Raw genomic sequence first — 22,168 nt, 5'->3', positions numbered from 1 at the left:
ATCGATTATCCGGGATGTCGGTCCCGGGCGGTAGGGCAGACGTGGATCGTTCTTTACAATCATGATTCCGAGACGTTCATGTGACCAGTCATATCGTCTCGGGCTCTGCTTCGACCAGCCTGACAGGACTGTCAAGGGTTCGGTGATCGTCGGAGTCGGCCCTTACACTCGATGCCGTGGTCAACCTCACCAGCTCAGGTAGGCACGTGTCCCGACGCAAGGGTGGCGACGGCCGGCTCACCGCCGCTCTCGACCCCCACGACCAGGGTCCCCAGGACCACTGCGGGGTCTTCGGTGTGTGGGCGCCGGGCGAGGACGTCGCGAAGCTGACGTACTTCGGCCTGTACGCGCTGCAGCACCGTGGCCAGGAGTCGGCAGGCATCGCGGTCAGCAACGGGCGCCAGATCCTGGTCTACAAGGACATGGGCCTGGTCAGCCAGGTCTTCGACGAGCCGACCCTCGAGTCGCTCAAGGGGCACGTGGCCATCGGCCACGCCCGCTACTCCACCACCGGTGCCTCGGTGTGGGAGAACGCCCAGCCGATCTTCAAGCCGACGCCGGACGGTTCCGTCGCGCTCGGCCACAACGGCAACCTGATCAACAGCCACGAGCTGCGCGAGCAGGTCGCGGCGCTGCCGGAGCACGCCGAGGGCAAGCACACGCCGGTGTCGACCAACGACACCTCGCTGCTGACCGAGCTGCTCGCCTACCACCCGGACTCCTCGCTCGAGGCCCGTGCGCTCGAGGTCCTCCCGAACGTACGCGGCGCCTTCTCGCTGGTGTGGATGAACGAGGACACCCTGTTCGCCGCACGTGACCCGCAGGGGATCCGACCGCTGGTCCTCGGCCGCCTCGACCGCGGCTGGGTGATCGCCTCCGAGGACGCCGCGCTGGCCACCGTCGGCGCGAGCGTGGTCCGCGAGGTCGAGCCGGGCGAGATGATCATCATCGACGAGTCGGGGTTGCGCTCGGTGCGGTTCGCCGAGGCCGACCGCAAGGGCTGCGTCTTCGAATACGTCTACCTGGCCCGCCCCGACGCCAACATCGCCGGGCGCAACGTCCACGAGTCCCGCGTCGAGATGGGTCGAGAGCTGGCTCGCGAGTTCCCGGTCGACGCCGACCTGGTCATCCCGGTGCCCGAGTCCGGGATCCCGGCGGCCACCGGCTACGCCCTGGAGAGCGGTCTGCCGTTCGGGCAGGCCTTCGTGAAGAACGGCTACGTCGGGCGCACGTTCATCCAGCCCTCGCAGACCCTGCGCCAGCTCGGTATCAGGCTGAAGCTCAACGTGCTCGAGCACATGGTCCGCGGCAAGAAGGTCGTCGTGGTCGACGACTCGATCGTGCGTGGCAACACCCAGCGCGCCCAGGTGCGGATGCTCCGCGAGGCGGGCGCCCTGGAGGTCCACGTACGGATCTCGTCGCCGCCGGTCAAGTGGCCGTGCTTCTACGGCATCGACTTCGCCACCCGTGCCGAGCTGATCGCCAACGGTCTCTCCGTCGAGGAGATCGCCGCCTCCGTCGGCGCCGACTCGCTGGGCTACATCTCGCTCGACGGGATGATCTCGGCGACCGACCAGGACCCCTCGACGCTGTGCACCGCCTGCTTCACCGGTGAATACCCCGTGGAGCTGCCCGACCAGAGCATGCTCGGCAAGCACCTCCTCGAGGTCTCGCTGCAGTCCCCGACCGAGGGCAAAGCCCTTCCGGTCCTGAACAACCCGTGATCGGAGATCAACCCGTGAGCCAGACCCCGACCAACGCGTACGCCGCTGCAGGTGTCGACATCCACGCCGGCGACCGCGCCGTGGATCTGATGAAGGTCTGGATCGAGAAGTCCCGGCGCCCCGAGGTGCTCGGCGGGGTCGGCGGCTTCGCCGGACTCTTCGACGCCACGGCTCTGAAGGCCTACGAGCGGCCGCTGCTGGCCACCTCCACCGACGGCGTCGGCACCAAGGTCGCGATCGCGCAGGCGCTCGACAAGCACGACACGATCGGCTTCGACCTGGTCGGCATGGTCGTCGACGACCTGGTCGTCTGCGGCGCCGAGCCGTTGTTCATGACCGACTACATCGCGACCGGCAAGGTCGTCCCGGAGCGGGTCGCGGCGATCGTCAAGGGCATCGCGGAGGCCTGCGTCGAGGCCGGTTGCGCGCTGGTCGGCGGCGAGACGGCCGAGCACCCGGGTCTGCTGGCGGCAGACGAGTACGACGTGGCCGGTGCGGCCACCGGTGTCGTCGAGGCCGACGGTCTCCTCGGTGCCGACCGGGTGAAGGCGGGCGACGTCGTCCTCGCCATGGAGGCCTCCGGCCTGCACTCCAACGGCTACTCCCTGGTCCGTCACGTGCTGCTCAACTCAGGTGCCTACACGCTCGACCAGCAGGTCGACGAGCTCGGCAGCACCCTCGGCGAGGCCCTGCTGACCCCGACCCGTGTCTACGCCAAGGCCTGCCTCGAGCTGGCCCGCGGGACCCGCACGCACGCCATGTCCCACGTCACCGGCGGCGGCCTCGCCGCCAACCTGGAGCGGGTCATGCCCGCGGAGCTCTCCGCGCGCATCGACCGCACCACCTGGACCCCGGCGCCGATCTTCGACCTCGTCCGCCGCACCGGCTCGGTGGCCCTGCAGGACCTGGAGATGACCCTCAACTGCGGGGTCGGCATGGTCGCTCTCATCGACCCCGAGGACGTCGACGAGGCCGTACGCATCCTCGCTGGCTACGACATCCGCGCCTGGGCCGCCGGCGAGGTCACCGCGACCCCTGGCGGCACGGTCGAGCTCACCGGGGCGTACGCGGGCTGGAACGTCTGAGCCTTCGCCAGGACACGAACGCCGAAGGGCGCCGGAGCGGAAGCTCCGGCGCCCTCGTTGTTTCGCTCAGGCCTTGAAGACCTGCACCACAGACGGGCGCGGGCCCTTGAACTCGCCCGTGCCGGCAGTGCCCTCGACGTAGTCGGGGAAGAAGGAGTTCTGCGCCTCCCAGGTGCCCTCCTCGCCCGGGTGCTGGACGGCGACGAAGACCGAGCCGTCGCGGTCGTGGATGACCGGACCACAGGTCTCACCGTCGCGCGGCACCGCGAGGAACTGCTGGACGTGACCGCGCTCGCGACCCTCGAGCGGGACCTTGAAGAGGCCGTCGAGCTTCTGGATCGAGCTCGGCTGGCCGTCGGTGGAGATCCACAGGTTGCCCTCGGAGTCGAAGGCCAGGTTGTCCGGGCACGAGACCGGCGAGACCTTGTCCTTCGGGTAGCCCGCGAAGTAGGTGGACTCGTTCACCGACGGGTCGCCGGCGACGATCACCAGGTTCCAGCGGAAGACGCGCGAGGTGTGGTCGCCGTCGTCCTCGGTGATCTCGACGATGTGCCCGTCCCGGTTGGAGGTGCGCGGGTTGGCCTCGTCCACGCCGGCCTTGCCGGTGGTGCCGCGCTGGGAGTTGTTGGTGCAGGCGACGTACACCTTGCCGGTCTTCGGCGACGGCTGGACGTCCTCGCAGCGGTCCATCTTGGTGGCGCCGGCCTTGTCGGCGGCCAGGCGCGTGTAGACCAGCACCTCCTCGACGCTCATCCCGGCGACCTTGCTGCGGCCGTCGACCACGAGCGGGACCCACTGGCCGTAGCCGTCGAACCTGCCGTCGCGGGGCAGCGTGCCCGTGCCGTCGATCTCGGCGGCGGGGGAGTCACCGTGGAAGCGGGCGACGTAGAGGTTGCCCTCGGTCAGCAGGTCGAGGTTCTTCGCCCGGTTGTGCGGGTTGTACTTCTTCTTGGAGACGAACTTGTAGAGGTAGTCGAACCGCTCGTCGTCGCCGGTGTAGGCCACGACCTTGCCGTTCTTGGCGATGACGACGTTCGCGCCCTCGTGCTTGAGGCGGCCGAGCATGGTGTGCTTGCGCGGGGTCGAGGTCGGGTCGGTCGGGTCGATCTCGACGATGTAGCCGAACCGGTTCGGCTCGTTGGCGTAGTCGGCCGAGCGGGCGTCGAAGCGCGGCTCGATGGCCTCCCAGCCGTACGTCGAGGCCGCGCTGGTCAGGCCATAGCGCTTCTCCTCCGCCGAGGTGCCGTTGGCACGGAAGTAGCCGTTGAAGTTCTCCTCGCCCGACAGGATCGTGCCCCAGGGAGTGGTGCCGCCGGCGCAGTTGCCGATCGTGCCCAGGGCCACGGTGCCGGTCGGGTCGGCGGCGGTCTTGAGCAGGTCGCTGCCGGCCGCGGGACCCGTGAACTCGAACGGGGTGGAGGCGGTGATGCGGCGGTTCTTCGGTGCCGACGGGACGTACGTCCACTTCTCACCCGGCGCCGAGCGCTCGAGCTCGACGATCCCGAAGCCGTGGGCGGCCATCGCGATCTTGAGCTGCTCGGTGGCGTCGAGGTCCGGCGGGAACATGATGTCGGGGTTGACGTACTCGTTGTTGCAGCACAGCAGGGCCTTGGTTCCGGCCTTGTTGGTCACGATGACGTCGGTGTAGTCGTTGTTGTAGCCCCAGGCGAGCGCCTGCTTCGCGGCGGTCTGGTTGTTGACGTCGAACGGGACGCCGCCGGGCAGGATCGGGTCACCCCAGCGGATCACCGGCTCCCAGGTGTAGCCCTGCGGCACCACGAAGGTGTCCTCGGTGGCCGCGACCGGGGTGATCGGCTTGAACGGCAGGTTCGTACGTCCGCCGTGGCCGCGCCCCGCCGCGAGACCGGCCTCGTGGGGGCTGGCGGCGGCCGCCAGACCGCTGCCGCCGACCGCGAGCGCGACCGCCCCGGCACCGGCGAGGCCCAGGGCGTGGCGGCGACTGAGCGCCTTCCCGGCGATGTCGCGGAAGTAGCCGTTGTCGGAGGTGTTGGGGGCGGGCTTGGCGCACGCGCTGTCGCACTTGAGGGCGCAGGTCACGGCGCTGCGCTTGCCGCGGGTGTGGCCCGCCATGGGCAGCAGGGACAGCATGGTGCGGCGGCCGTCCGTGACGGCAGGGGCAGCCGGGTCGCTGCACGAGGGACAGGCGGTGTCGGTCTGGATGTCGCTCAGTTCGGTCACTGCTTTTCCGTTCAAACGCGTTGTTGTCAGGTCTCCCAAGAATCGGAAGGGAGGCTATGCGCGGCGAGACAACCGGCTGGCCCCTCAATCTGTCGGTGAGGTGAACGGCGGATGACGACTCATCAGGCTGGTCGCGGGCTGGTCGTCGGGATGGTCCTCCAGCTGGTCATCAGGCGCGGAAACGTGTGACCTCAGTAACATTCGCTCCTAGCGAACGGATTTTCGACACCCCGGCGTGCGGATTCTTGGCATGAACCGGTAGCGTTGTCCTTACGAGAAACCTGTGAACAGCCCGGGACAATCCCGGCCAAGTGCGACGAGGGGGCTGGACCCTATGGGGCGCGGCCGAGCGAAAGCCAAGCAGACGAAGGTCGCACGCGACCTGAAGTACCGGACCTATGAGACGGACTTCGGGGCCCTTGCGCGCGAACTTCACGGTGATGAAGACACCAGTCAGAGGTCCGATCCGACGCCGGACGACTATGACGACTGGTCGGACTACGACGCGGGATCCTCGCGCGACTAGGGATTGTCGGCCAATGACAGCAACGTCTTGGTCGACACACCCTCACTCCGATCGCCCCCGGGTCGATCGGCTCAGGACAACCTCCCCGTGAGTGCCGTAGCCGGGTAGCCGGCCGCCGTGAGGCGTGCCGTCGAAGGCGATGTGCAACCACTCGGTCCCGACTGGGATCAGCGTGGGCCACGGAAGGTTCGAGACGTACTCCGACCGGAGCTCTGCGACCTCGTTGAGGTCCAGGTCGAAGATCGGGTAGCGGGCGCGGACGCGACGCGGGTTGTCGCGTCCGTCGCTGGCACCGACCACGATCGTGCCGCCCAGCGGGACGATCGTGGTGCCCTCGGTGGCTGTCCGGTCGGTGCGGGCTGCCCTGAGCTCGAGTGCGTCCAGACCAGGGCCGGCAGCGATGACGGGATGGAAGTCGAAGTACTTCCTCGCGCTGACGTAGCCGACGAGCCACTGGCCGTCTTGGCGCAGGAGGTGCGGGTCCCAGACCCCGACCGACGACAGCCCGTCCGTCGGCAGCACCAGGGGAGTCGCGTCCAGGACATGCTCACCCCGGGTCAGGTCCGCGCGCGAGCGGGCGATCGTCACGCCGACCGGAGTCCACGGCTCGTCCGGGTTCTTCGCGTCCGGGGCCTTGAAGCCGGCCCACGTGCTCGTCGCGACCAGCCATTCGTCGCCGTCGCGCACGAGATGTGTCGCGTGGTCGCCGTAGACCAGCCCGTCCCTGCGGAAGTAGAGCGCACCTCGATGGACGAGGTCGTACGTCACCGGGTCCAACGCCCACACCGAGGTGTGCGCGGTCGGGAAGAACCCCGGCCCCGCGCTGGTCGCGGTGAGCAGGAGGCCGCCGTCCTCGTCCTGGAACGGCGAGCCATCGGCGTACGTCACCGCGCGGATGTCGCGCAGGCCGAGCTGTCCGAAGGAGCCGAAGCGCACGTCCTCGTCCGTGCCGTCGTGGTCGGCGGTCAGATCGGCGAGCCATGCCTCCGCACGTGGCTCGATCCCGACCTCGGTGAGGTCGACCCGGGCTCGGGCCACCCACGCGCCGTGCTCGCTGCGCTCGCTTACTCCCTCGCTCGGCGCGGGCGGACGAGCAAGCTCGCCGCTCGACCTCGCTCCAGTCGTCTCCGCGCAGGTCAGCGCGGTCAGCATCGTCCCGGTCAGCGTCAGCGCGAACCGGTCGACCCCGCGGCCGACCCTGCCGTGGCGCCGACTGGCGTGCGAGGTGTGCCGTGACCCGGTCGTCACGGTGAGCCACACCCGCTGTCCGTCGTACGTCCCGGTGAGCACGTCCTCGCCCGACGCGAGGCTCAGCGAGACCGGCCCGGTACAGGCCACCTCGATCGCGGCGTTGGCTGCTGGTCGGGCGGGGCTGGTGGACTCGACTGCGATCGTGACGGGGCGCTGGCGACGTACGATCTCGAACTCGGGAAACATCGGCTCCAGTCTTCCGGGCGCGTCGGCCCCGCCCAAGGGCGGGGCCTCCCATCCGGAGGCGCCGGCCTAGCGCAGCCCCCGGACATAGGCGGTCGCCCGGCGTAGGTCGTGGAGACGTGCCTCCCAGGTGATGCCGAGGAAGAGCAGCAGGAGACCGGCTGCGCCCAGCGCCCACCACTGCTGCAGCATCGCCGCCGACGGCATCTGCGCCAGGGCCAGGACCGAGGCGACCAGGGCGCCCCCGACCAGGGGTGCGGCCCAGCGCAGCCAGGCACCGCCGATGATGAAGGCCAGACAGGCGATGCCGAGGACGACGGTCCGCATCGAGATCGGGTCCTGAAGCGCGGCCGGGACGGAGGGGACGAGGGCGAGGAAGACGCCCGGCCCGAGCACCGGCAGGGAGGCGACGTCGCTGTTGAGCCGGAGCTTGACCACGCCGAAGACGACCAGTGCGATCGCGGGCGGCAGGGTGTAGTACTCCCAGGTCGAGACCGAGGTGTCGGCCAGCCGAATCCACAGGGCGACGGTGGCCAGCGAGGCACCGACCCAGCCGAGCCAGCGGCGCTCGTGGTGGGCGATCGCGTGGGCGGAGACGGCGGCGCCGGCCAGGATCAGCAGGGTGCTCAGCCAGGGGAGATCGACTCCGCTCGACCCGACCGCAGCCGGTCCGTCCGGGGTCAGGACGATCGAGGGACCGAAGCTGATGGTGCCGACGGCGATGGTGACGACCGCGGCGACGGCGGCGGTGATCTCGGCCGAGGGCAGCAGCCGGACGATGGTGACGACGGCCAGGATGACGATGATCCCGGCCGCAGCATGCGGCTTGGCGATGTCGTTGAGGTTGGCGAACATCCAGCAGAACGCCGTCAGCGTGATGATCCAGTAGGGCGCGGTGACGGCCTTGGTCTGCTGCTCCCGGGTGAGCCGGTCGACGGCGACCGCTGCAGCGGTGAGCATCCCGGCCACCACGAGGGCCAGCAGCTCGTTGGAGAACGCCGAGGCGAGCGACCCGAGGCCGAGCAGGCCGGCGATCGTGAGTCGCGCTCCGGACTGCTGCGGATCGTGGCGCAGGGTCGACGCGATGCACATGACCCCGGCGATCAGCAGCAGGATCGCCAGCCAGTCGGTGTCCACCCCGTCCACGCTGATGGCACCCAGGCCGATCGAGACGGCAGCGCCGGTGGCGGCCGCGGCCTCAGTGGCGGGGCTGCGGCGTACGAGCACGATGACGCCCATCGCGATGACGACGGCCACCGCGGTGTAGGGCCGCTCGATGTCGGCCAGCCGGGCTGCCTGCCAGACGGCGGCGGTCAGGGCGAGGATCCAGTAGGAGGTCGCGACCTCCTTGGTCGCGCCGGACTGGACACGGTCGACGATGACCGCGAGGGCGGTGAGGATGATGGTCACGACCAGCGCCAGGACGTCGCTCGAGAGGACCGCCGCCGTGGCCGCGCCGATCCCGACGGTCCCGGCCACCGCGAGCGCGGGAGGCTGCCGGTGGTGCAGGCCGATCGCCGCAGCGAGGACGGTGGCGATGATCAGCATGACCGCCGCCCAGTTGACGTCGACCGCGCCGATCCCGATCGAGATGGCGGCGCACGCCGCGGCGGCCCACCAGCCCGACGCCCGGAAGCGGAAGAGCGTGATCAGCCCGAGGACGGTGACGATCACGCACGCCGCCCACTGCCGCTCCACGTCGATGAGCGGAGCGAGCGACCACAGGCCGAGGGTGAGCGTCACCACCGAGTAGCTGGCGGTGACCTCGCGCTCGGCGCCGGCCAGGCCCTGACCCGCGTAGGCCGCCACCCCCGCCAGGGCAAGCGCGACGACCACGGTGAGCAGGTCGCTGGGCAGCGCCGCCGCGAGCGCGACCACCCCGAAGATGCCGGCGGCGAGCAGTCGCGGCCACTGCTCGGCCCACCACGCCAGCGCGACGGCGACACCGAGCAGCAGCAGCGCGGGGAGCAGGAGCGGCGCGCCGTAGCAGGCGGCCGTGATCGCGAAGCCGGAGACACCGCCGGCGAAGACGATCCAGCGGATCGTGGGTCGGTAGGTGCGGAACGCGGGCGGGTTGAGCCGGTAGAACCAGGCGGTGCCGAGGGCGAGGATCGCAAGCTGTGCCGGCAGCGTCAGCCAGCCCGGCATCAGCGGCTCCGGACCGGTGACCGGCGAGAACGCGGACTCGGTCCAGGGTACGGCCGCGAGCCGGACGGCGGCCGAGGCTGCCAGGACGAGGACCGTGATGCCCAGGCCGATCGCGTACGGCGTCAGCGCGGCGGCAGCCCAGCGCCAGGGCCGGGGAAGCGTCATGAGCGCGCCGGCCGCGAGCAGGGTGACCACCACGGCGACGACCGTCAGGGTGACCGCGCCGTCGTCGAGAGCGGGCTGGGTGAACGTGTAGGCGGCGATCAGCAGAGAGCCCCCGAGCATCGCGACCTTGGCGTCCTTGGGCAACGGGAACAGGTAGGCCACGACCGCCAGCACCGCGGCGGCGCCGAGCAGCAGCGGCAGGGTGCCGTCACGCACCAGCTCGGAACCGGTCAGCGCGGGGTCGCGCAGACCGCGGACGAGCAGCAACAGCCAGAAGCCCGCCATCACGACCATCGCCCCGAGGGTCAGTGCTCGCAGATCGGTCTTGCTCGCCACGATCACCACGACGAGAGCGATGACCGCGGCGATCAGCGGGAACCAGATGAGGTCGGAGATGATCTCGAGACCGATCAGCGCGGTGAGCACACCGGCGGCGGCCGCCACCTGCGGCCCGATCACCTCGGTGAGCTTCTCGCTGCGGGCGCCGACCAGCGACATCGCGGTGCCGGCCAGGAAGACGGCGACGCCGACGATCACCAGGAAGCCACCGTCCCAGTCGGATCCACCGAGCCAACCGGCGTACTTCATCCCGGCTATGTCCAAGGCCAGCAGTCCGAGTGCCAAGGTCCAGACGCCCTCGGTGCCCGCGCGTAGCTCGAGATGCATCAGCAGCGCGCCGCCGATGGTGAAGAGCGCGGTGAAGACCAGCAGCATCGTCGTGCGGCCGCCGACACCCATCGCCGCCCAGGCGACCGCGAGGAAGATGACGCCGGCGACCAGCAGGAAGAGCACGCCGACGCCGACCAGGATCAGCGGCACCGTGATCGGCGCGCGCCGGGGCGCGACCGGGGCGCCGGGGAACGCCGCCGGTCCGGCGACGGCCGGCGCCGGTGCTGCCGGCGCGGCCGGAGGGGATGGCGCCTTGAGCGGTGCGACGACCGGTTCAGGCTGGATCTGCGGCGGCGCAGCGGGTGCGGCGACCGGTGCGGGAGCGGGCGGCGGGGTCGGCCGCGCCGCCCGGCTCGCTTCGTCCCGGATCGAGCGCAACCGGGTCATCAGTACGTCGGCTCGCAGCAGCGTCCCGTAGAGCTCTTGGGCGACCGCGTTCTCGAGCGGCAGCCCGCAGTGCGGGCAGGGGCTGGTGCCGGGCTCGAAGGCCTCCCGGCAGTCGGGGCAGCGACCAGGATCGGCGTACTTCACAGCCCACCATCCTTGCGCAGTTCCGCCGATGCATGTGCGGGAAACGCAGAGGGTCCGTTCCGAGTCCTGAAATGCCGACCGGCTCCGACCGCTGGTGGGCGATCGAAGCCGGTGGGTGCTTGTGGGCAGGGGCGGGGTCGAACCGCCGACCTATCACTTTTCAGGCGATCGCTCGTACCAACTGAGCTACCTGCCCAAGCGAGGTGAAACATTACCGGAAGCGACCGCGACGTTCCGAATCGGGACCCGCACACGCACGTACGCCCTCGCTTTGGCGGGCCCGGACGCAGCCCTCTAGGATGTGCCGGCAGGCCCCCTTCGTCTAGCGGCCCAGGACCCCGCCCTTTCACGGCGGTAGCGCCGGTTCGAATCCGGTAGGGGGTACACAGTTCATATGGGATTGGTTCGCAATCCACCGACTTCATGGGCATGAAGCCACTCTGGCCCCCATGACACCGGTCCGGCATCCGCACGGATACTCATATCCATGACATCCGCCGCCTGAGGTGGTGCCACACTTCCGACTGTGAGTGCGTGGACGTCGCCGGCGGCGATCGAGGTCGAGAACCGGCTCTTCCGGGCTCTCGCGGTGCTGCGCGTGGTGGTGCTCGTGAACGCGGTCGGGCTGACGATCTACCGGGCGGCCAACTTCGACCCGCCCGCGGCGGCGCTGGCCAGCGCGCTCGTGATGGTGGCCTGGACCGGTTTCGCCGTCTGGGCGTATGCAGCACCCGAGCGCCGCACGGCACTGCTCGTCGGCGCCGACCTGGCGATCGCGCTCGGGCTTCTGCTCGTGACGCCGCTGGTGAAGGGGCCCGGTTTCCAGGCGAGCGTGCCCGGTTTCTGGGTGAGCGGCGCGCTGCTCGCGTGCGCGATCCACTATCGCTGGATCGGTGGGCTGCTGGCCGGGGTGGCGCTGGCGGCCGTCGATCTCGGCCTGCGTCAGGAGATCGACCAGTCGATCTACGGCAACGCCTTTCTGCTGGTCATCGCGGGGCCCGTGGTGGGCTACCTGTGTGAGTCGATGCAGCGGATGGCGCTCGAACGGGACGAGGCCGAGCGTGCTGCGGCGCGAGCGGAGGAGCGGGCACGGCTCGCCCGGGCGGTCCATGACGGAGTGCTCCAGGTCCTCGCTCTCGTCCAGCGTCGCGGCGGCGAGCTCGGTGGTGACGCCGCCGAGCTGGGCAGGCTGGCGGGGGAGCAGGAGCGGGAGCTGCGGTCGCTGATCCGCGGCGAGCAGCCCGGGCGCCGCCCTGCTGCCGGACCAGCCCGTGGGATGCTCGACCTGGCCGCAGCGCTGGACGAGCTGGAGACCGGCACCGTGACCGTGTCCGGCCCGGCGACGGCCGTCGAGCTGCCCGTGCACCGGGCCGAGGAGATCGTCGCCGCGACCCGCGCGGCGCTGGACAACGTACGTCGTCATGTCGGTGAGGACGCCCGAGCCTGGGTGCTCCTGCAGGCGTTCCCCGACCACGTCGAGGTCTCGGTGCGCGACGAGGGCCCGGGCATCCCGGCCGGTCGCGTCGCCGAGGCGGAGGGCGACGGCAGGCTCGGCATCGCCGGCTCGATCCGGGGCCGCATCCATGATCTCGGCGGCACGGCCGAGCTCATCACAGGAAGGACGGGGACAGAATGGGAACTGACGGTTCCACGAGGGTGATGGTCGTCGACGACCACCCGATGTGGCGCGACGCGGTCGAGCGCGACCTCGCCACCGCGGGTTTCGAGGTCGTCGCCACCGCCAGCACCGGTCGCGAGGCGATCACCAGGTTCGCGGCGACCCGGCCGGAGGTCGTGGTCCTCGACCTGCAGATCCCCGAGCCTGACGGTGTCCGGGTCACCACCGAGATCACCTCGCTGCGCCCGTCGACGAAGGTCCTCATCCTCTCCGCCTCCGGCGAGCAGAACGACGTCCTCGCCGCGGTCAAGGCAGGCGCGACCGGCTACCTGGTCAAGTCGGCCTCCCGCGACGAGCTCCTGGAGGCCGTACGCCGCGTCGCCGCCGGCGACCCCGTCTTCACCCCCGGTCTCGCCGGCCTGGTCCTGGGCGAGTTCCAGCACAGCGCCGCCACCGAAGTACGCGGCGACAAGCCCACCCTCACCGACCGGGAGACCGAGATCCTCAAGCTCGTCGCCAAGGGTCTGAGCTACCGCCAGATCGCCGACCGCCTCGTCCTCTCCCACCGCACGGTCCAGAACCACGTCCAGAACATCCTGCGCAAGCTCCAGATGCACAACCGCGTCGAGCTCACCCGCTATGCCATCGAGCAGGGGCTCGACGGCGAGTGACTCGGCTCGGGTGAACGAACGTTCGTTCGTCGCTCTGCGCTGAACGAACGTTCGTTCGGCGCAGAGCGACCACCTCCCGGGCAGCGCCCCGCAGCCCCCACCACCCCGAGAAACACTCAGCTGGCCGAACAGCGACAGACACAGCCATGAGAGAGAATCCAGGAGTGGTCTCGCTCCTCTACCTTCATGGCGTCGGCAACGGCGACCCCCGCGACGCCTGGCGCCGCGCGCTGGACAGGTCGCTGCAGGACCTCGGCTACCCGGGGCTCGACAAGGTCGAGGTGATCGCACCGAAGTACCCCGACGTGCTCCGCGCCGACAGCGGCGACCGGACCCAGAAGATTCCGCCGGTCACGGTGCCGAGGCTGAGCGCCGAGGAGCAGCGAGCTGTACGCCGCCGGGTAGAGCGCGCGACGGCCGAACTCGAGACGATCCTCGGCGAGCCCGTTCCGGCATCGCCGGTCGGGGTGACCGACTCGCTGGCCCCGATCGTCCTGCGGGTGCTCCGCCAGGCTCACAACTATGTGACCAAACCCGGGATCCGCGCACGTACGCTCCGCATGGTCCTCGACGTGCTCCCCGAGGAGGGCGAGATCGTCATCGTCGGGCACAGTCTCGGCTCGATCATCGCGATCGACCTGCTGCGCCGGCTCCCGCCGAAGCTCACCGTCACCGGCTTGGTCACCATCGGCAGCCCGGCCGCCCACCCCAACCTCCACGAGGACTCCGACCGTCTGGAGATGAAGGCGCCGGTCGACCATGTCGGCTGGTGGGTCAATGTCTGGAGCAACGGCGACGCAGTGACCGGCCTGCGCGGCATCTGGCGCCACTTCCCGTGGGCTCTCGACCTCCAGGTCGGGCTCGGCCTCGACCACCGCACCACCACCTACTTGCGTTCCAAGCCGGTCGCCACGGCGATCGGTCGCGGCCTGTTCGGTTCGCTCACCAAGGAGATGGCGGTCGTCGAGGGCACCCCCGACGTCGCCCTGAACTCCCTCGAGGTACGCCTCGCGCTCTGGCTCGCCTATGCCCAGTTCCTCCGCGACCACCTCAAGGGCGCCACCCAGGAGCGTTTCGGCGCCGCCCTGCGGGTCGTCCAGCACGAGGTCCTGGAGCGCCTCATCGAGAACTACCAGGCCGATGGCGTACGCATCCCGCAGCAGCTCCTCGACCTGCGCGTCTCGCCCACGGTGCACCTTTCCGAAGGTCCTGGCGACCTGCCTCGGCCCAAGCCGTTGACCCAGCTCTCCAAGGAGGAGGCCGTCCTCGCCCTGGTGGCGCTGGCGACCACGAACCCCGTGCGTCCCTACGAGATCGAGGTCCCCGACGACGTACGCCGCCAGGCATTCCACGACCTGACCGTCTGGATGGGCCTCGGCGGCGGGCTCGGCGAGAACCTGCATCTCGCGATGCAGTCCGCGTCGAAGGCGGTCTACCCGGTCGACCAGTGGAAGCTGTGGGTCGGCATCGGCATCGGCGCCGCGGTGCTCGTCGCCGGGCCGATCGGGCTCGCGCTGGCAGCCCCCGCCGGGCTCGCCGGGGGAGCGGCGATCATCGGCGCGCTCTCCGCGTTCGGGCCCGGCGGGATGGTCGGCGGCCTCGTCACCGCCGGTGCGATCACCACCACCGGTGCCGGGACCATCGCCGCGACCCTCGTGTCCAGCTCCTCCAGCGCCGAGGACGTCGAGGTCACCGTCATCCAGCTCCTCACCGCCGCGATCCTGCGCTCCCGTGAAGGACTCGAGCAGGACCTGGGGGTCTGGCTCGCGATGTCCGAGATCCAGCGTCAGACCGGGCGCGAGGTTGCTCGGCTTTCGGCGTACAGCGACGAGAAGGCCCCCGGCGTCGAGGCCCTCCGACGCAAGGCTCGAGCCGCTGATCGGGCCATGACGTACATGGTCAAGAACCGTCTCGTGGAGGGGCTCACCGACGAGGAACCGAAGGGTGAGGAACCCTTCGAGGAGTAGGACGCGTCCCCGATTGTGTATCCCTCGCACCCATGGGATATGTTTTTCCCGTTGCCGCACACAGCGGAAACAAACAAGGCCCTGTAGCGCAGTTGGTTAGCGCGCCGCCCTGTCACGGCGGAGGTCGCGAGTTCAAGTCTCGTCAGGGTCGCGGACAAATCAGAGAGGACGTGTGTCGCTTATTGCGACCACGTCCTCTTTGTCATTACATGGCGGCCTCCGGCCGCGGCGGGGGAGATCCCCCGCACCCCCTTGGTCGTACGTGGCTGGACGATCTTCTTGGTGCTCGCGGGTGCCTCGGGGTGGGGGAGGATGGGGCGGGATCCTGTCGGTGGGGTGTGGCTGGAGATGCTTGTTTCGGTTGGTGTGGCCTGTGGGTCTGGTGATGTTCTGGGACGGCGGGACACGCCGGGGCGGGGCGAGCGCGGTCGCCCTCGGGCGTGGGAGGGTGGTCACCCTGCTTCGGCAGGAGTCTCGGGCCGGAGATCCCCCCGATCTCACCCCTGGTTCGGGCCGTTCGACCCTGTGGGATATAAGCCGAGTAGGCGGTAACGTGCGGGCTGCTGTCCTCTCGTGAGAGGATTCTGCCGCTTGTGTCGACGTCGCCAGCTCGGCAGGGCAGGGGGGAACGACTAAGACGTTCGGTATTCAGGAGGCAACACCACCATGTCGTCGTACTACCCGCATCGGCCGCCCCATGCGGCGAGTGCGGACGAGCTTGCGTCACGGATGCAGACGAACGGTGCCTACCGCACCCCGGCCGCGCCCGCGCAGCAGCAGCCCCCCGCCCTTGGTTGGGACCAGCGTCCGCAGCAGTCGCAGGCACAGCCGCAGTACCAGGAGCCGGCGATCCAGCAGCCGGCCGTGATGGCGCAGACCACCGGCACGCACTGGCCGCAGTTCGTCAACAACAATCGTCTCATCGGTGCCCTCGTCGCCGGCTTCGGCGCCACCCAGCTCGCCACGATGTTCGGCTACTGGATCTACGGCCTCGGCATCATGGAAGGCCCGCTGGACTTCGCGTTCTTCAACGGGGTCATCCTGACCCCGAACGCCACCGCCAACGAGGCCGGCTTCGCCGTCTCCCAGTGGTTCGCCGGGATGGGCTTCCACTACTTCAACGGCATGGTCTTCGCGCTCGCCTACGCCCTGGTGATCTTCCCGTGGCTCGGCAAGACCCACACCACCGGCAGCAACCTCGCGCGCTCGCTCGGTATGGGCATGTTCCTCGCCACCGCCTCCTGCGGTTGGTGGATCCCGGCCCTCCACCCGGAGGACGTCATCGGCATCGACCCGGGCTTCTTCTCGATCAACCTCGGCTGGGGCACCGTCCTGGGTGTCTACCTGTGGCACGTGGTCTGGGCCGTCGCCCTCGGTCTGTTCTTCAACCCGCAGGACTGACCCACAGAACACATACGAGAGCCCCAGCCGAACGGCTGGGGCTCTCGTGCGTGCTGGCGCTGCTCGAGTTCGGGCGGAAGCCCAGTTCGGCGCGCCCCTCGTCTGGACGTAGCGGAGCGAGGAGCGCCAGCGACGAGCGCAGCGGAGGAAGACGAGGGGCGCGCCGAACTCGCGACGCGTCAGCGGCGCAGATTGGAGAGCAATCGCAGACTATTCAGGCCAGGCGTCGAAGACCTGGCCGCCGTTGGTGGTCAGGTGGTTGTGCAGCTGCTCGCCGGCAGCGACGTCGCGCAACGTACGGAGCACGAGGCGGCGCCGGTCGGACGGGTTGGCCGTCGGGGGTCCGGGGGTCAGCGCCATGGTCTCGGTGACCCGCTCGGCCAGCAGGCGCAGATGGCTGCGCTCGCCTCCGGCGTAGATGACATGGGTCTGCTCCAGCGGGGAGGCCCACAGGATGTTGCCCTCGACGACGATCAGGCGCGACTCGGTGGCCATCACCTTCATCTCGACGTCGGTCATGTTCTGGATCATGTCGGCACCGGCGACGATCGACTCGCCCTCGTGCAGGAAGGCCGGCAGTGCGTGGGCGAGGTTGGCCTCGACGAGCGCGGCCTCCTCGCGGGCACGCTGCTGAGCGCTCTGCGGCGCGCCGTAACCGCTACCGACGGCACGCTGGGTGCCCGTGTTCGGGGCCTGGCCGTAGGACCCGGTGTTGGTGCCGTACGGACCCTGGTTGGGGTAGTAGGACCCGGTGTTCGGGTAGTAGGAGCCCGGGTTCGGGTAGGACCCCGGAGCCGGCGCGACGCCGTAGCTGTTGGGGGCGGGCGTGGCGACGTTCCCGGCGCCGTACTCACCACCCCAGCTGGCGTCGACGTTCAGCTGCGCGCCGGCCGCTCGGGCGGCGTAGTCGAGGGTCGGGAAGAAGTCGTGGAAGGCGTCCTTGTCCCGGATCTTCATCGTCGTGGAGTAGGATGACCCGGGAACGAGAGCCTCGATGATGAAGTCGCCGAGGCTCGGCGGCGGGGGGACACCGATGAAGGTGACCACGGCCAGGTTGACCGAGAAGACGCGCTCGTGGAACTCGAACATCACCCGGCGGTCGGTCAGGAACGCGTGCCCGGAGGCACCTCCCTCGTGGGGGAACTTGACCGCGACCCGCACCCACTGGACCTCACCGGGCTGGAGCAGGGACTTCACCAGGAGCCAGTCGCGAGACTCCGAGGCGATCGCTCGGCTGTGGGGGTCATGCGCCATCCGTCGGTGGAAATCCTCCACCGGTCGGTGGCCCACGGTGATGGACGCCGAGGCCCTTCTCATTGAGCGCATGTTCGCAAACCCTAGCCCTTCCTCCCTCTAGTGTGGACAGTTTGTACCAGCAGGGTCGCGATGTTGTGGAATCCCCTGATGTAGATGACACCTCAACTCTGCGTGACCGGTCCAAGCACCTGCCTATTGACAGAAAACTGACAGGGCATCCGGGCACCCTCTCTGGTGGGTATCCCTGACGACGGGGATCAGCGAGGGGATGGGACTGTGATGACTGGTTCGCCTGTGGCGACGGCGAGGGAGACGACCGGCGTGCACTGGAGCGAGCTGCCGTGTGCGATCGAGGACGGAGATCTCTGGTTCGCCGCGACGAGCGCCGACGCGGACAGGGCCAAGGAGCTGTGCCGGACGTGTCCGCTGCAGCGCTCCTGTCTGCAGGGCGCGATCGCGCGGCAGGAGCCGCACGGCGTGTGGGGTGGTGAGGTCTTCTACGAGGGCATCGTGGTGGCCCGCAAGCGCACCCGCGGCCGCCCGCGCAACGGAGAGCTCCACCAGCGGGACCTGGAGCGCCAGGCTCGTGCAAACCTGCGGAAAAATACGCCCGAAGCGGTTGCGTAGGCGTATCTGTCACCCGGCAGAATAGCGCCTGTGGGGATTGAGATAAGCCCGGAGCGCTTCGATGCACTCGTGGACCAGGCGCTCGACGCGATCCCGGACGAGCTCGCGGCCCAGGTGCACAACCTCGTCGTGCTCGTCGAGGAGTGGCCGCCCGAGGGCGAGCCCCAGGACACCCTCGGTCTCTACGACGGCGTCGCGCTGACCGACCGCAACGACCTCTACGGCGTGACGTTGCCGGACCGGGTCTTCATCTTCCGTCAGCCCCTCCAGCAGATGTGTGTGGACGAGGAGGATCTGGCCGCCGAGATCCGCATCACCGTGGTCCACGAGATCGCCCACCACTTCGGCATCGACGACGACAAGCTCCATCAATTGGGTTGGGCTTGACTATTTGCGATTGCTCTTCCATTTGCGACGCTGACGCGTCGCGAGTCCAGCGCTATAACCCTCGTCTTCCTCCGCTGCGCTCGTCGCTGGCGCTCCTCGCTCCGCTGCGTCCAGACGAGGGGCGCGCTGGACTGGGCTTGACTGTTTGCGATTGCTTCGCAATTCGCGCAGCGCTGGTGGCTCAGTGGTGCATCAGGAGATAGCCGAGGCTGACCGCGGCGGTGCCGATCGCGAGCGAGCCGAGGACGTTCAGGGTGGCTGAGCGCCACCGGCCGTCCTCGGCCAGACGTACGGTCTCGTAAGAGAAGGTCGAGAAGGTCGTCAGCGCCCCGCAGAACCCGGTGCCGGCCACGGTGAGCACCCACCCAGGAAGTACGCCGCTCGCGGCTGCCCCGGCCAGCAGGCCGAGGACGAGCGAGCCGACGGCGTTGACTGCCATCGTTCCCCAGGGGAAGTCGGCGCCGAGCCGCTCACGCACGTAGAGGTCGCTCAGGTAGCGGGCCGGCGCGCCGAGCGCCCCGCCGAGCAGGACCAGGAGGGCGGTCATCGGTCCTCCTCGCTGTCCGGGACGAAGATCCGGCCGAGCGTCAGCCCGAACCAGGTCGCGGCGATCCCGGCGACCACCGAGCCGAGCAGGTAGAGCATCGCGAGCGCGGGTGAGTGCCCGCCCAGGACGTACGTCTCCAGCTCGTAGGTCGAGAAGGTGGTGTAGCCGCCGAGGACGCCGACGCCGAGGAACGGGCGCAGGTAGCGGCCCCAGAACGGGACGGAGAACCACGGGCCCAGCACGAAGGCCATCAGCAGTCCCAGCAGCAGGCAGCCGGAGACGTTGGTCAGGAAGGTCGCCCACGGCCAGGAGTGGCCGTCGTGGGGGAGCGCGGCCGTGAGGCCCCAGCGGGCCAGCGAGCCGAGCGCTCCGCCGGCGGCGATGGGGGCGAGCAGATCGCCATGCTCACGCAGCACGCCGACAGCGTACGTGCCCTAGAACCCGGGGCTCGTCATCTGGGAGGCACTCCAGCGGGTGGGGCGGCCGCCGGCGGCCTGGGTGAGGTATTCCCCGAGGAACCAGCGCTGGAAGGCGACCTGCTCGGGCGAGCGGGCCAGGACGAGCAGTCGCTCCTGGCGGCAGAACTCGTCGATGAGGTCGAGCATGTCGAGGAAGCGGCGCATCGTCTCGGCCGCGGCGCGCGGCATGCGTACGTGCAGGTCCGCGGTCTCTCGGTGGCGGCCCGAGCCGATCACCCCGGAGAGCTGGCCGTGGCCGAGGCCGTCGAGGAGCTGGCGCTCCAGCGAGCCGAACAGCGCCGAGAGACTGGCGGCGAGCGGGTAGTCGTCGGCGTGGGCGAGCGAGAGGAGGCGTACCTCCCGACGCAGCTCGCGGAAGTGGTGCTCGAAACCGCGGTAGAGGGCGAGAGGTACGCCGAGGATGCTGACCTCGACGGCCTCGGGACCGAGGCGCTCCGGCTTCGGTGGCGCGCCCGCGGGTCCGGTGATCACGCCCTCGACCCCGTCACCTTCGTCGATGTGGGTCGCGGGGGTGAACCAGACGGTCTTGCCGGAGGCGTCGATGTCGGCGCCCCAGGCGTCGGAGACGCTGGCCACGATCGAGAGCCCACGGCCGACCGTCAGCAGCACCTCGTCCTCGTCGTGGAGAGCGAGCGGGACCGGAAGCAGCGGCGGGTCGGTCGAGGCGTCGCGGATCTCGACGCGCGGATGGTCCACGGTGCCGCGCATCCGGATCGTGACCGGGGCGGTGCCGTGGAAGAGTGCGTTGGAGACCAGCTCGGAGACACCGAACTCGGCACACTCGGCGAGATCGGAACGGTCGATCTCCACGCATGCCGCGCGGACCCAGGCGCGAGCGTCCTGGACGGCGCGAGAACCGGTGCGGAGCAGGAGCGCTGGCCGGCTCAACGGCATGGTCCGCCTCCGATCTCCTGGGTCGGCAGGCACACGGTCGTGTTGTGTGCTGTTCGTTGCAAGGATTTTCCGCACTTGAAGGTGTCTGATGCGGGCCACGGACCACTAGGGCACAAGGTCCCGGCCGCCCTCACAGATTAAAGTCGCCGGGTTTCGACTCGGTAACGGACACGCGGCAGATACGCATGCTCAGCGGAGGACTGGCAACTGTGACGAAGTAGTCGTGCCCTGGAATGAACAGATCCGGCTGGATGGTTCAGAATAGAAGGTGGAACGTTCAAACGGTCTCTTGTGTTGAGGTAGCGGAGGGTATAAAGCAATGTCAGCGGACCAGGCAAAGCACCGGGTCGTCATCATCGGTTCCGGCTTCGGGGGGCTCTTCTCCGCGAAGGCGTTCAAGGGCCGGGACGACGTCGAGGTCACCTTGATCGCGAAGACGACCCACCACCTCTTCCAGCCGCTGCTCTACCAGGTGGCGACCGGAATCCTCTCGCAGGGCGAGATCGCCCCGCCGACCCGTGACATCCTGCACCGGCAGAAGAACGCCACCGTGCTGCTCGGCGAGGTCACCGAGATCGACACCGAGGCCAAGTCGGTCAAGGCGCACACGCTCAACCAGCAGATCGACGTTCCCTACGACTCCTTGATCGTGGCCGCCGGCGCCGGCCAGTCCTACTTCGGCAACGACCACTTCGCCGAGTTCGCGCCCGGCATGAAGTCGATCGACGACGCGCTCGAGCTGCGCGGCCGCATCTTCGGTGCGTTCGAGATCGCTGAGCTGACCGCCTCGCGCGGCGAGCCGGTCGGCGACCTGCTCACCTTCGTGGTCGTCGGCGCCGGGCCGACCGGTGTGGAGATGGCCGGCCAGATCGCCGAGCTGTCCCGCCGGGTGCTGAAGAAGGACTTCACCCACATCCAGTCCGAGAAGGCTCGGGTGGTCCTGGTCGACGCCGCGCCGCAGGTGCTGCCGCCGTTCGGTGAGAAGCTCGGCGCCAAGGCAGAGGCGGCGTTGGAGAAGGCCGGTGTCGAGGTCGTCCTCGGCGCGATGGTCACCCACGTCGACGAGTTCGGCATCGAGATGAAGTTCAAGGACGGCCGGACCGAGCGGATCGGGTCGATCGCCAAGATCTGGGCCGCCGGTGTGCAGGCCTCCGAGCTGGGCAAGACCCTCTCCGAGCAGACCGGCGCCGAGCTCGACCGTGCCGGCCGGATCGCGGTCAACCCCGACCTGACGCTGCCGGGTCACCCGGAGATCTTCGTGGTCGGCGACATGATCAGCCTCAACCACCTGCCCGGTGTCGCCCAGGTCGCGATCCAGGGCGGCAAGCACTCGGCCAAGACCATCAAGGCCCGCCTGAACGACAAGCCGGCGCCCGGCGACTTCAAATACTTCGACAAGGGCTCGATGGCCACCATCTCCCGCTTCAACGCGGTCCTGATGATGGGCAGCTTCAAGCTCACCGGCATCCTCGCCTGGTTCGGCTGGCTGGTGGTCCACCTGGCCTACATGACCGGGTTCCGCAACCGGCTCACCGCGACCCTGCACTGGATGATGTCCTTCATCGGCAAGGACCGATCGGAGCGCACCACCACCATGCAGCAGATCTTCGCCCGTGAGGCGCTCGAACGCGTCCCGGGCGGCATGGCCGCGCTCATCGACGACCCGGCGGAGGTCGCTCTGCAGGTCGAACGTCGCCGCAAGGAGCTCGAGGAGCAGGCCGCCGAGGAGGCGCGCTACGCCGACTCCCACAGCGCCTCGTAGCTGATCCCGTCAGAACCGGCCCGCCGCAGACCCGTGTCCGCGGCGGGCCGTTCTTTCGTCACTGGTGCTTGCTATTG

Annotated in this window: 17 protein-coding genes and 3 tRNA genes; 12 read left to right on the top strand and 8 right to left on the bottom strand. The window is 69.4% G+C overall.

What is annotated here, in order from left to right; genetic code table 11:
- The first annotated feature begins 206 nt into the window (after positions 1-206).
- A complete protein-coding gene (gene purF, locus WBG06_RS03210; RefSeq protein ID WP_336735066.1) occupies positions 207-1,724 on the top strand; it encodes an amidophosphoribosyltransferase in 1,518 nt (505 codons plus the stop codon).
- Between the two features lie 14 nt (positions 1,725-1,738).
- On the top strand, positions 1,739-2,809 hold the full coding sequence (gene purM / locus WBG06_RS03205; RefSeq protein WP_336735065.1) for a phosphoribosylformylglycinamidine cyclo-ligase: 1,071 nt from the start codon (positions 1,739-1,741) through the stop codon (positions 2,807-2,809).
- A 66-nt stretch (positions 2,810-2,875) separates the two neighbouring features.
- Here purM and WBG06_RS03200 read toward each other — a convergent pair whose 3' ends face one another.
- Positions 2,876-5,008 (bottom strand): PhoX family protein, encoded by a 2,133-nt coding sequence (locus WBG06_RS03200; RefSeq protein WP_336735064.1) that lies wholly within the window; start codon positions 5,006-5,008, stop codon positions 2,876-2,878.
- A 334-nt stretch (positions 5,009-5,342) separates the two neighbouring features.
- On the opposite strand from WBG06_RS03200, the gene WBG06_RS03195 reads away from it, so the two are divergent.
- The gene (locus WBG06_RS03195) at positions 5,343-5,534 is read left to right on the top strand and encodes a DUF3073 domain-containing protein (RefSeq protein ID WP_336735063.1); all 192 of its coding nucleotides are present in this window, start codon (positions 5,343-5,345) and stop codon (positions 5,532-5,534) included.
- A 42-nt stretch (positions 5,535-5,576) separates the two neighbouring features.
- Here the strand turns inward: WBG06_RS03195 and WBG06_RS03190 are convergent, their stop codons facing one another.
- The 3 genes from WBG06_RS03190 to WBG06_RS03180 all read right to left on the bottom strand — a co-directional run bounded on the left by WBG06_RS03190 (position 5,577) and on the right by WBG06_RS03180 (position 10,677).
- Positions 5,577-6,971, bottom strand: coding sequence for a hypothetical protein (locus WBG06_RS03190; protein WP_336735062.1), 1,395 nt, complete (start codon positions 6,969-6,971; stop codon positions 5,577-5,579).
- A gap of 66 nt (positions 6,972-7,037) precedes the next feature.
- Positions 7,038-10,481: an SCO7613 C-terminal domain-containing membrane protein gene (locus WBG06_RS03185; protein WP_336735061.1), complete on the bottom strand. Its 3,444-nt coding sequence runs from the start codon at positions 10,479-10,481 to the stop codon at positions 7,038-7,040.
- A gap of 122 nt (positions 10,482-10,603) precedes the next feature.
- A tRNA-Phe gene (locus WBG06_RS03180) sits at positions 10,604-10,677 on the bottom strand.
- 115 nt (positions 10,678-10,792) lie between these two features.
- Here WBG06_RS03180 and WBG06_RS03175 point away from each other — a divergent pair.
- The 6 genes from WBG06_RS03175 to WBG06_RS03150 all read left to right on the top strand — a co-directional run bounded on the left by WBG06_RS03175 (position 10,793) and on the right by WBG06_RS03150 (position 16,138).
- Positions 10,793-10,865: transfer RNA gene (locus tag WBG06_RS03175), tRNA-Glu, on the top strand.
- A 142-nt stretch (positions 10,866-11,007) separates the two neighbouring features.
- Positions 11,008-12,141: a MacS family sensor histidine kinase gene (gene macS, locus WBG06_RS03170; RefSeq protein ID WP_336735060.1), complete on the top strand. Its 1,134-nt coding sequence runs from the start codon at positions 11,008-11,010 to the stop codon at positions 12,139-12,141.
- Complete coding sequence (locus tag WBG06_RS03165; protein WP_336735059.1) at positions 12,114-12,770, top strand: response regulator transcription factor; 657 nt, start codon at positions 12,114-12,116, stop codon at positions 12,768-12,770. Before macS ends, WBG06_RS03165 begins: the two co-directional genes overlap by 28 nt.
- Positions 12,771-12,916: 146 nt before the next feature.
- Positions 12,917-14,737, top strand: coding sequence for a hypothetical protein (locus WBG06_RS03160; RefSeq protein ID WP_336735058.1), 1,821 nt, complete (start codon positions 12,917-12,919; stop codon positions 14,735-14,737).
- 77 nt (positions 14,738-14,814) lie between these two features.
- Positions 14,815-14,888 (top strand) — tRNA-Asp (locus WBG06_RS03155).
- A 515-nt stretch (positions 14,889-15,403) separates the two neighbouring features.
- Positions 15,404-16,138, top strand: a complete 735-nt coding sequence (locus WBG06_RS03150) for a hypothetical protein (RefSeq protein WP_336735057.1) — start codon at positions 15,404-15,406, stop codon at positions 16,136-16,138.
- 210 nt (positions 16,139-16,348) lie between these two features.
- Here WBG06_RS03150 and WBG06_RS03145 read toward each other — a convergent pair whose 3' ends face one another.
- On the bottom strand, positions 16,349-17,392 hold the full coding sequence (locus WBG06_RS03145; protein WP_336735056.1) for a hypothetical protein: 1,044 nt from the start codon (positions 17,390-17,392) through the stop codon (positions 16,349-16,351).
- A gap of 282 nt (positions 17,393-17,674) precedes the next feature.
- Here WBG06_RS03145 and WBG06_RS03140 point away from each other — a divergent pair, with 282 nt between their 5' ends.
- Positions 17,675-18,022 (top strand): WhiB family transcriptional regulator, encoded by a 348-nt coding sequence (locus WBG06_RS03140; RefSeq protein ID WP_336735055.1) that lies wholly within the window; start codon positions 17,675-17,677, stop codon positions 18,020-18,022.
- A 30-nt stretch (positions 18,023-18,052) separates the two neighbouring features.
- On the top strand, positions 18,053-18,409 hold the full coding sequence (locus WBG06_RS03135; protein ID WP_336735054.1) for a metallopeptidase family protein: 357 nt from the start codon (positions 18,053-18,055) through the stop codon (positions 18,407-18,409).
- A 181-nt stretch (positions 18,410-18,590) separates the two neighbouring features.
- Here the strand turns inward: WBG06_RS03135 and crcB are convergent, their stop codons facing one another.
- From crcB to WBG06_RS03120, 3 genes are read right to left on the bottom strand one after another with little or no spacing between them, the layout of a single operon-like run.
- Positions 18,591-18,956: a fluoride efflux transporter CrcB gene (gene crcB, locus WBG06_RS03130; protein ID WP_336735053.1), complete on the bottom strand. Its 366-nt coding sequence runs from the start codon at positions 18,954-18,956 to the stop codon at positions 18,591-18,593.
- A complete protein-coding gene (locus WBG06_RS03125; protein WP_336735052.1) occupies positions 18,953-19,372 on the bottom strand; it encodes a fluoride efflux transporter FluC in 420 nt (139 codons plus the stop codon). The genes crcB and WBG06_RS03125 overlap by 4 nt, the downstream gene beginning before the upstream one ends.
- Before the next feature lie 18 nt (positions 19,373-19,390).
- Positions 19,391-20,329, bottom strand: coding sequence for an ATP-binding protein (locus tag WBG06_RS03120; protein ID WP_336735051.1), 939 nt, complete (start codon positions 20,327-20,329; stop codon positions 19,391-19,393).
- A gap of 319 nt (positions 20,330-20,648) precedes the next feature.
- Between WBG06_RS03120 and WBG06_RS03115 the strand changes: the two genes are divergently transcribed.
- Positions 20,649-22,091 (top strand): NAD(P)/FAD-dependent oxidoreductase, encoded by a 1,443-nt coding sequence (locus WBG06_RS03115; protein WP_336735050.1) that lies wholly within the window; start codon positions 20,649-20,651, stop codon positions 22,089-22,091.
- Positions 22,092-22,168: the final 77 nt, after the last annotated feature.

It is taken from the genome of Nocardioides sp. CCNWLW239 (assembly GCF_037137035.1).
Lineage (GTDB): Bacteria > Actinomycetota > Actinomycetes > Propionibacteriales > Nocardioidaceae > Nocardioides.
Note: the sequence above shows the minus strand (reverse complement) of the source record. Positions and strands in the feature narration are given on the sequence as shown.

Bases quoted from the DNA above. Each gene is read 5' to 3' on its own strand.
- WBG06_RS03160 (WP_336735058.1), top strand. From the start codon at position 12,917: ATGAGAGAGAATCCAGGAGTGGTCTCGCTCCTCTACCTTCATGGCGTC.
- WBG06_RS03165 (WP_336735059.1), top strand. From the start codon at position 12,114: ATGGGAACTGACGGTTCCACGAGGGTGATGGTCGTCGACGACCACCCG.
- crcB (WP_336735053.1), bottom strand. From the start codon at position 18,956: ATGACCGCCCTCCTGGTCCTGCTCGGCGGGGCGCTCGGCGCGCCGGCC.
- WBG06_RS03120 (WP_336735051.1), bottom strand. From the start codon at position 20,329: ATGCCGTTGAGCCGGCCAGCGCTCCTGCTCCGCACCGGTTCTCGCGCC.
- WBG06_RS03190 (WP_336735062.1), bottom strand. From the start codon at position 6,971: ATGTTTCCCGAGTTCGAGATCGTACGTCGCCAGCGCCCCGTCACGATC.
- WBG06_RS03115 (WP_336735050.1), top strand. From the start codon at position 20,649: ATGTCAGCGGACCAGGCAAAGCACCGGGTCGTCATCATCGGTTCCGGC.
- WBG06_RS03145 (WP_336735056.1), bottom strand. From the start codon at position 17,392: ATGGCGCATGACCCCCACAGCCGAGCGATCGCCTCGGAGTCTCGCGAC.
- WBG06_RS03150 (WP_336735057.1), top strand. From the start codon at position 15,404: ATGTCGTCGTACTACCCGCATCGGCCGCCCCATGCGGCGAGTGCGGAC.
- WBG06_RS03195 (WP_336735063.1), top strand. From the start codon at position 5,343: ATGGGGCGCGGCCGAGCGAAAGCCAAGCAGACGAAGGTCGCACGCGAC.
- WBG06_RS03140 (WP_336735055.1), top strand. From the start codon at position 17,675: ATGACTGGTTCGCCTGTGGCGACGGCGAGGGAGACGACCGGCGTGCAC.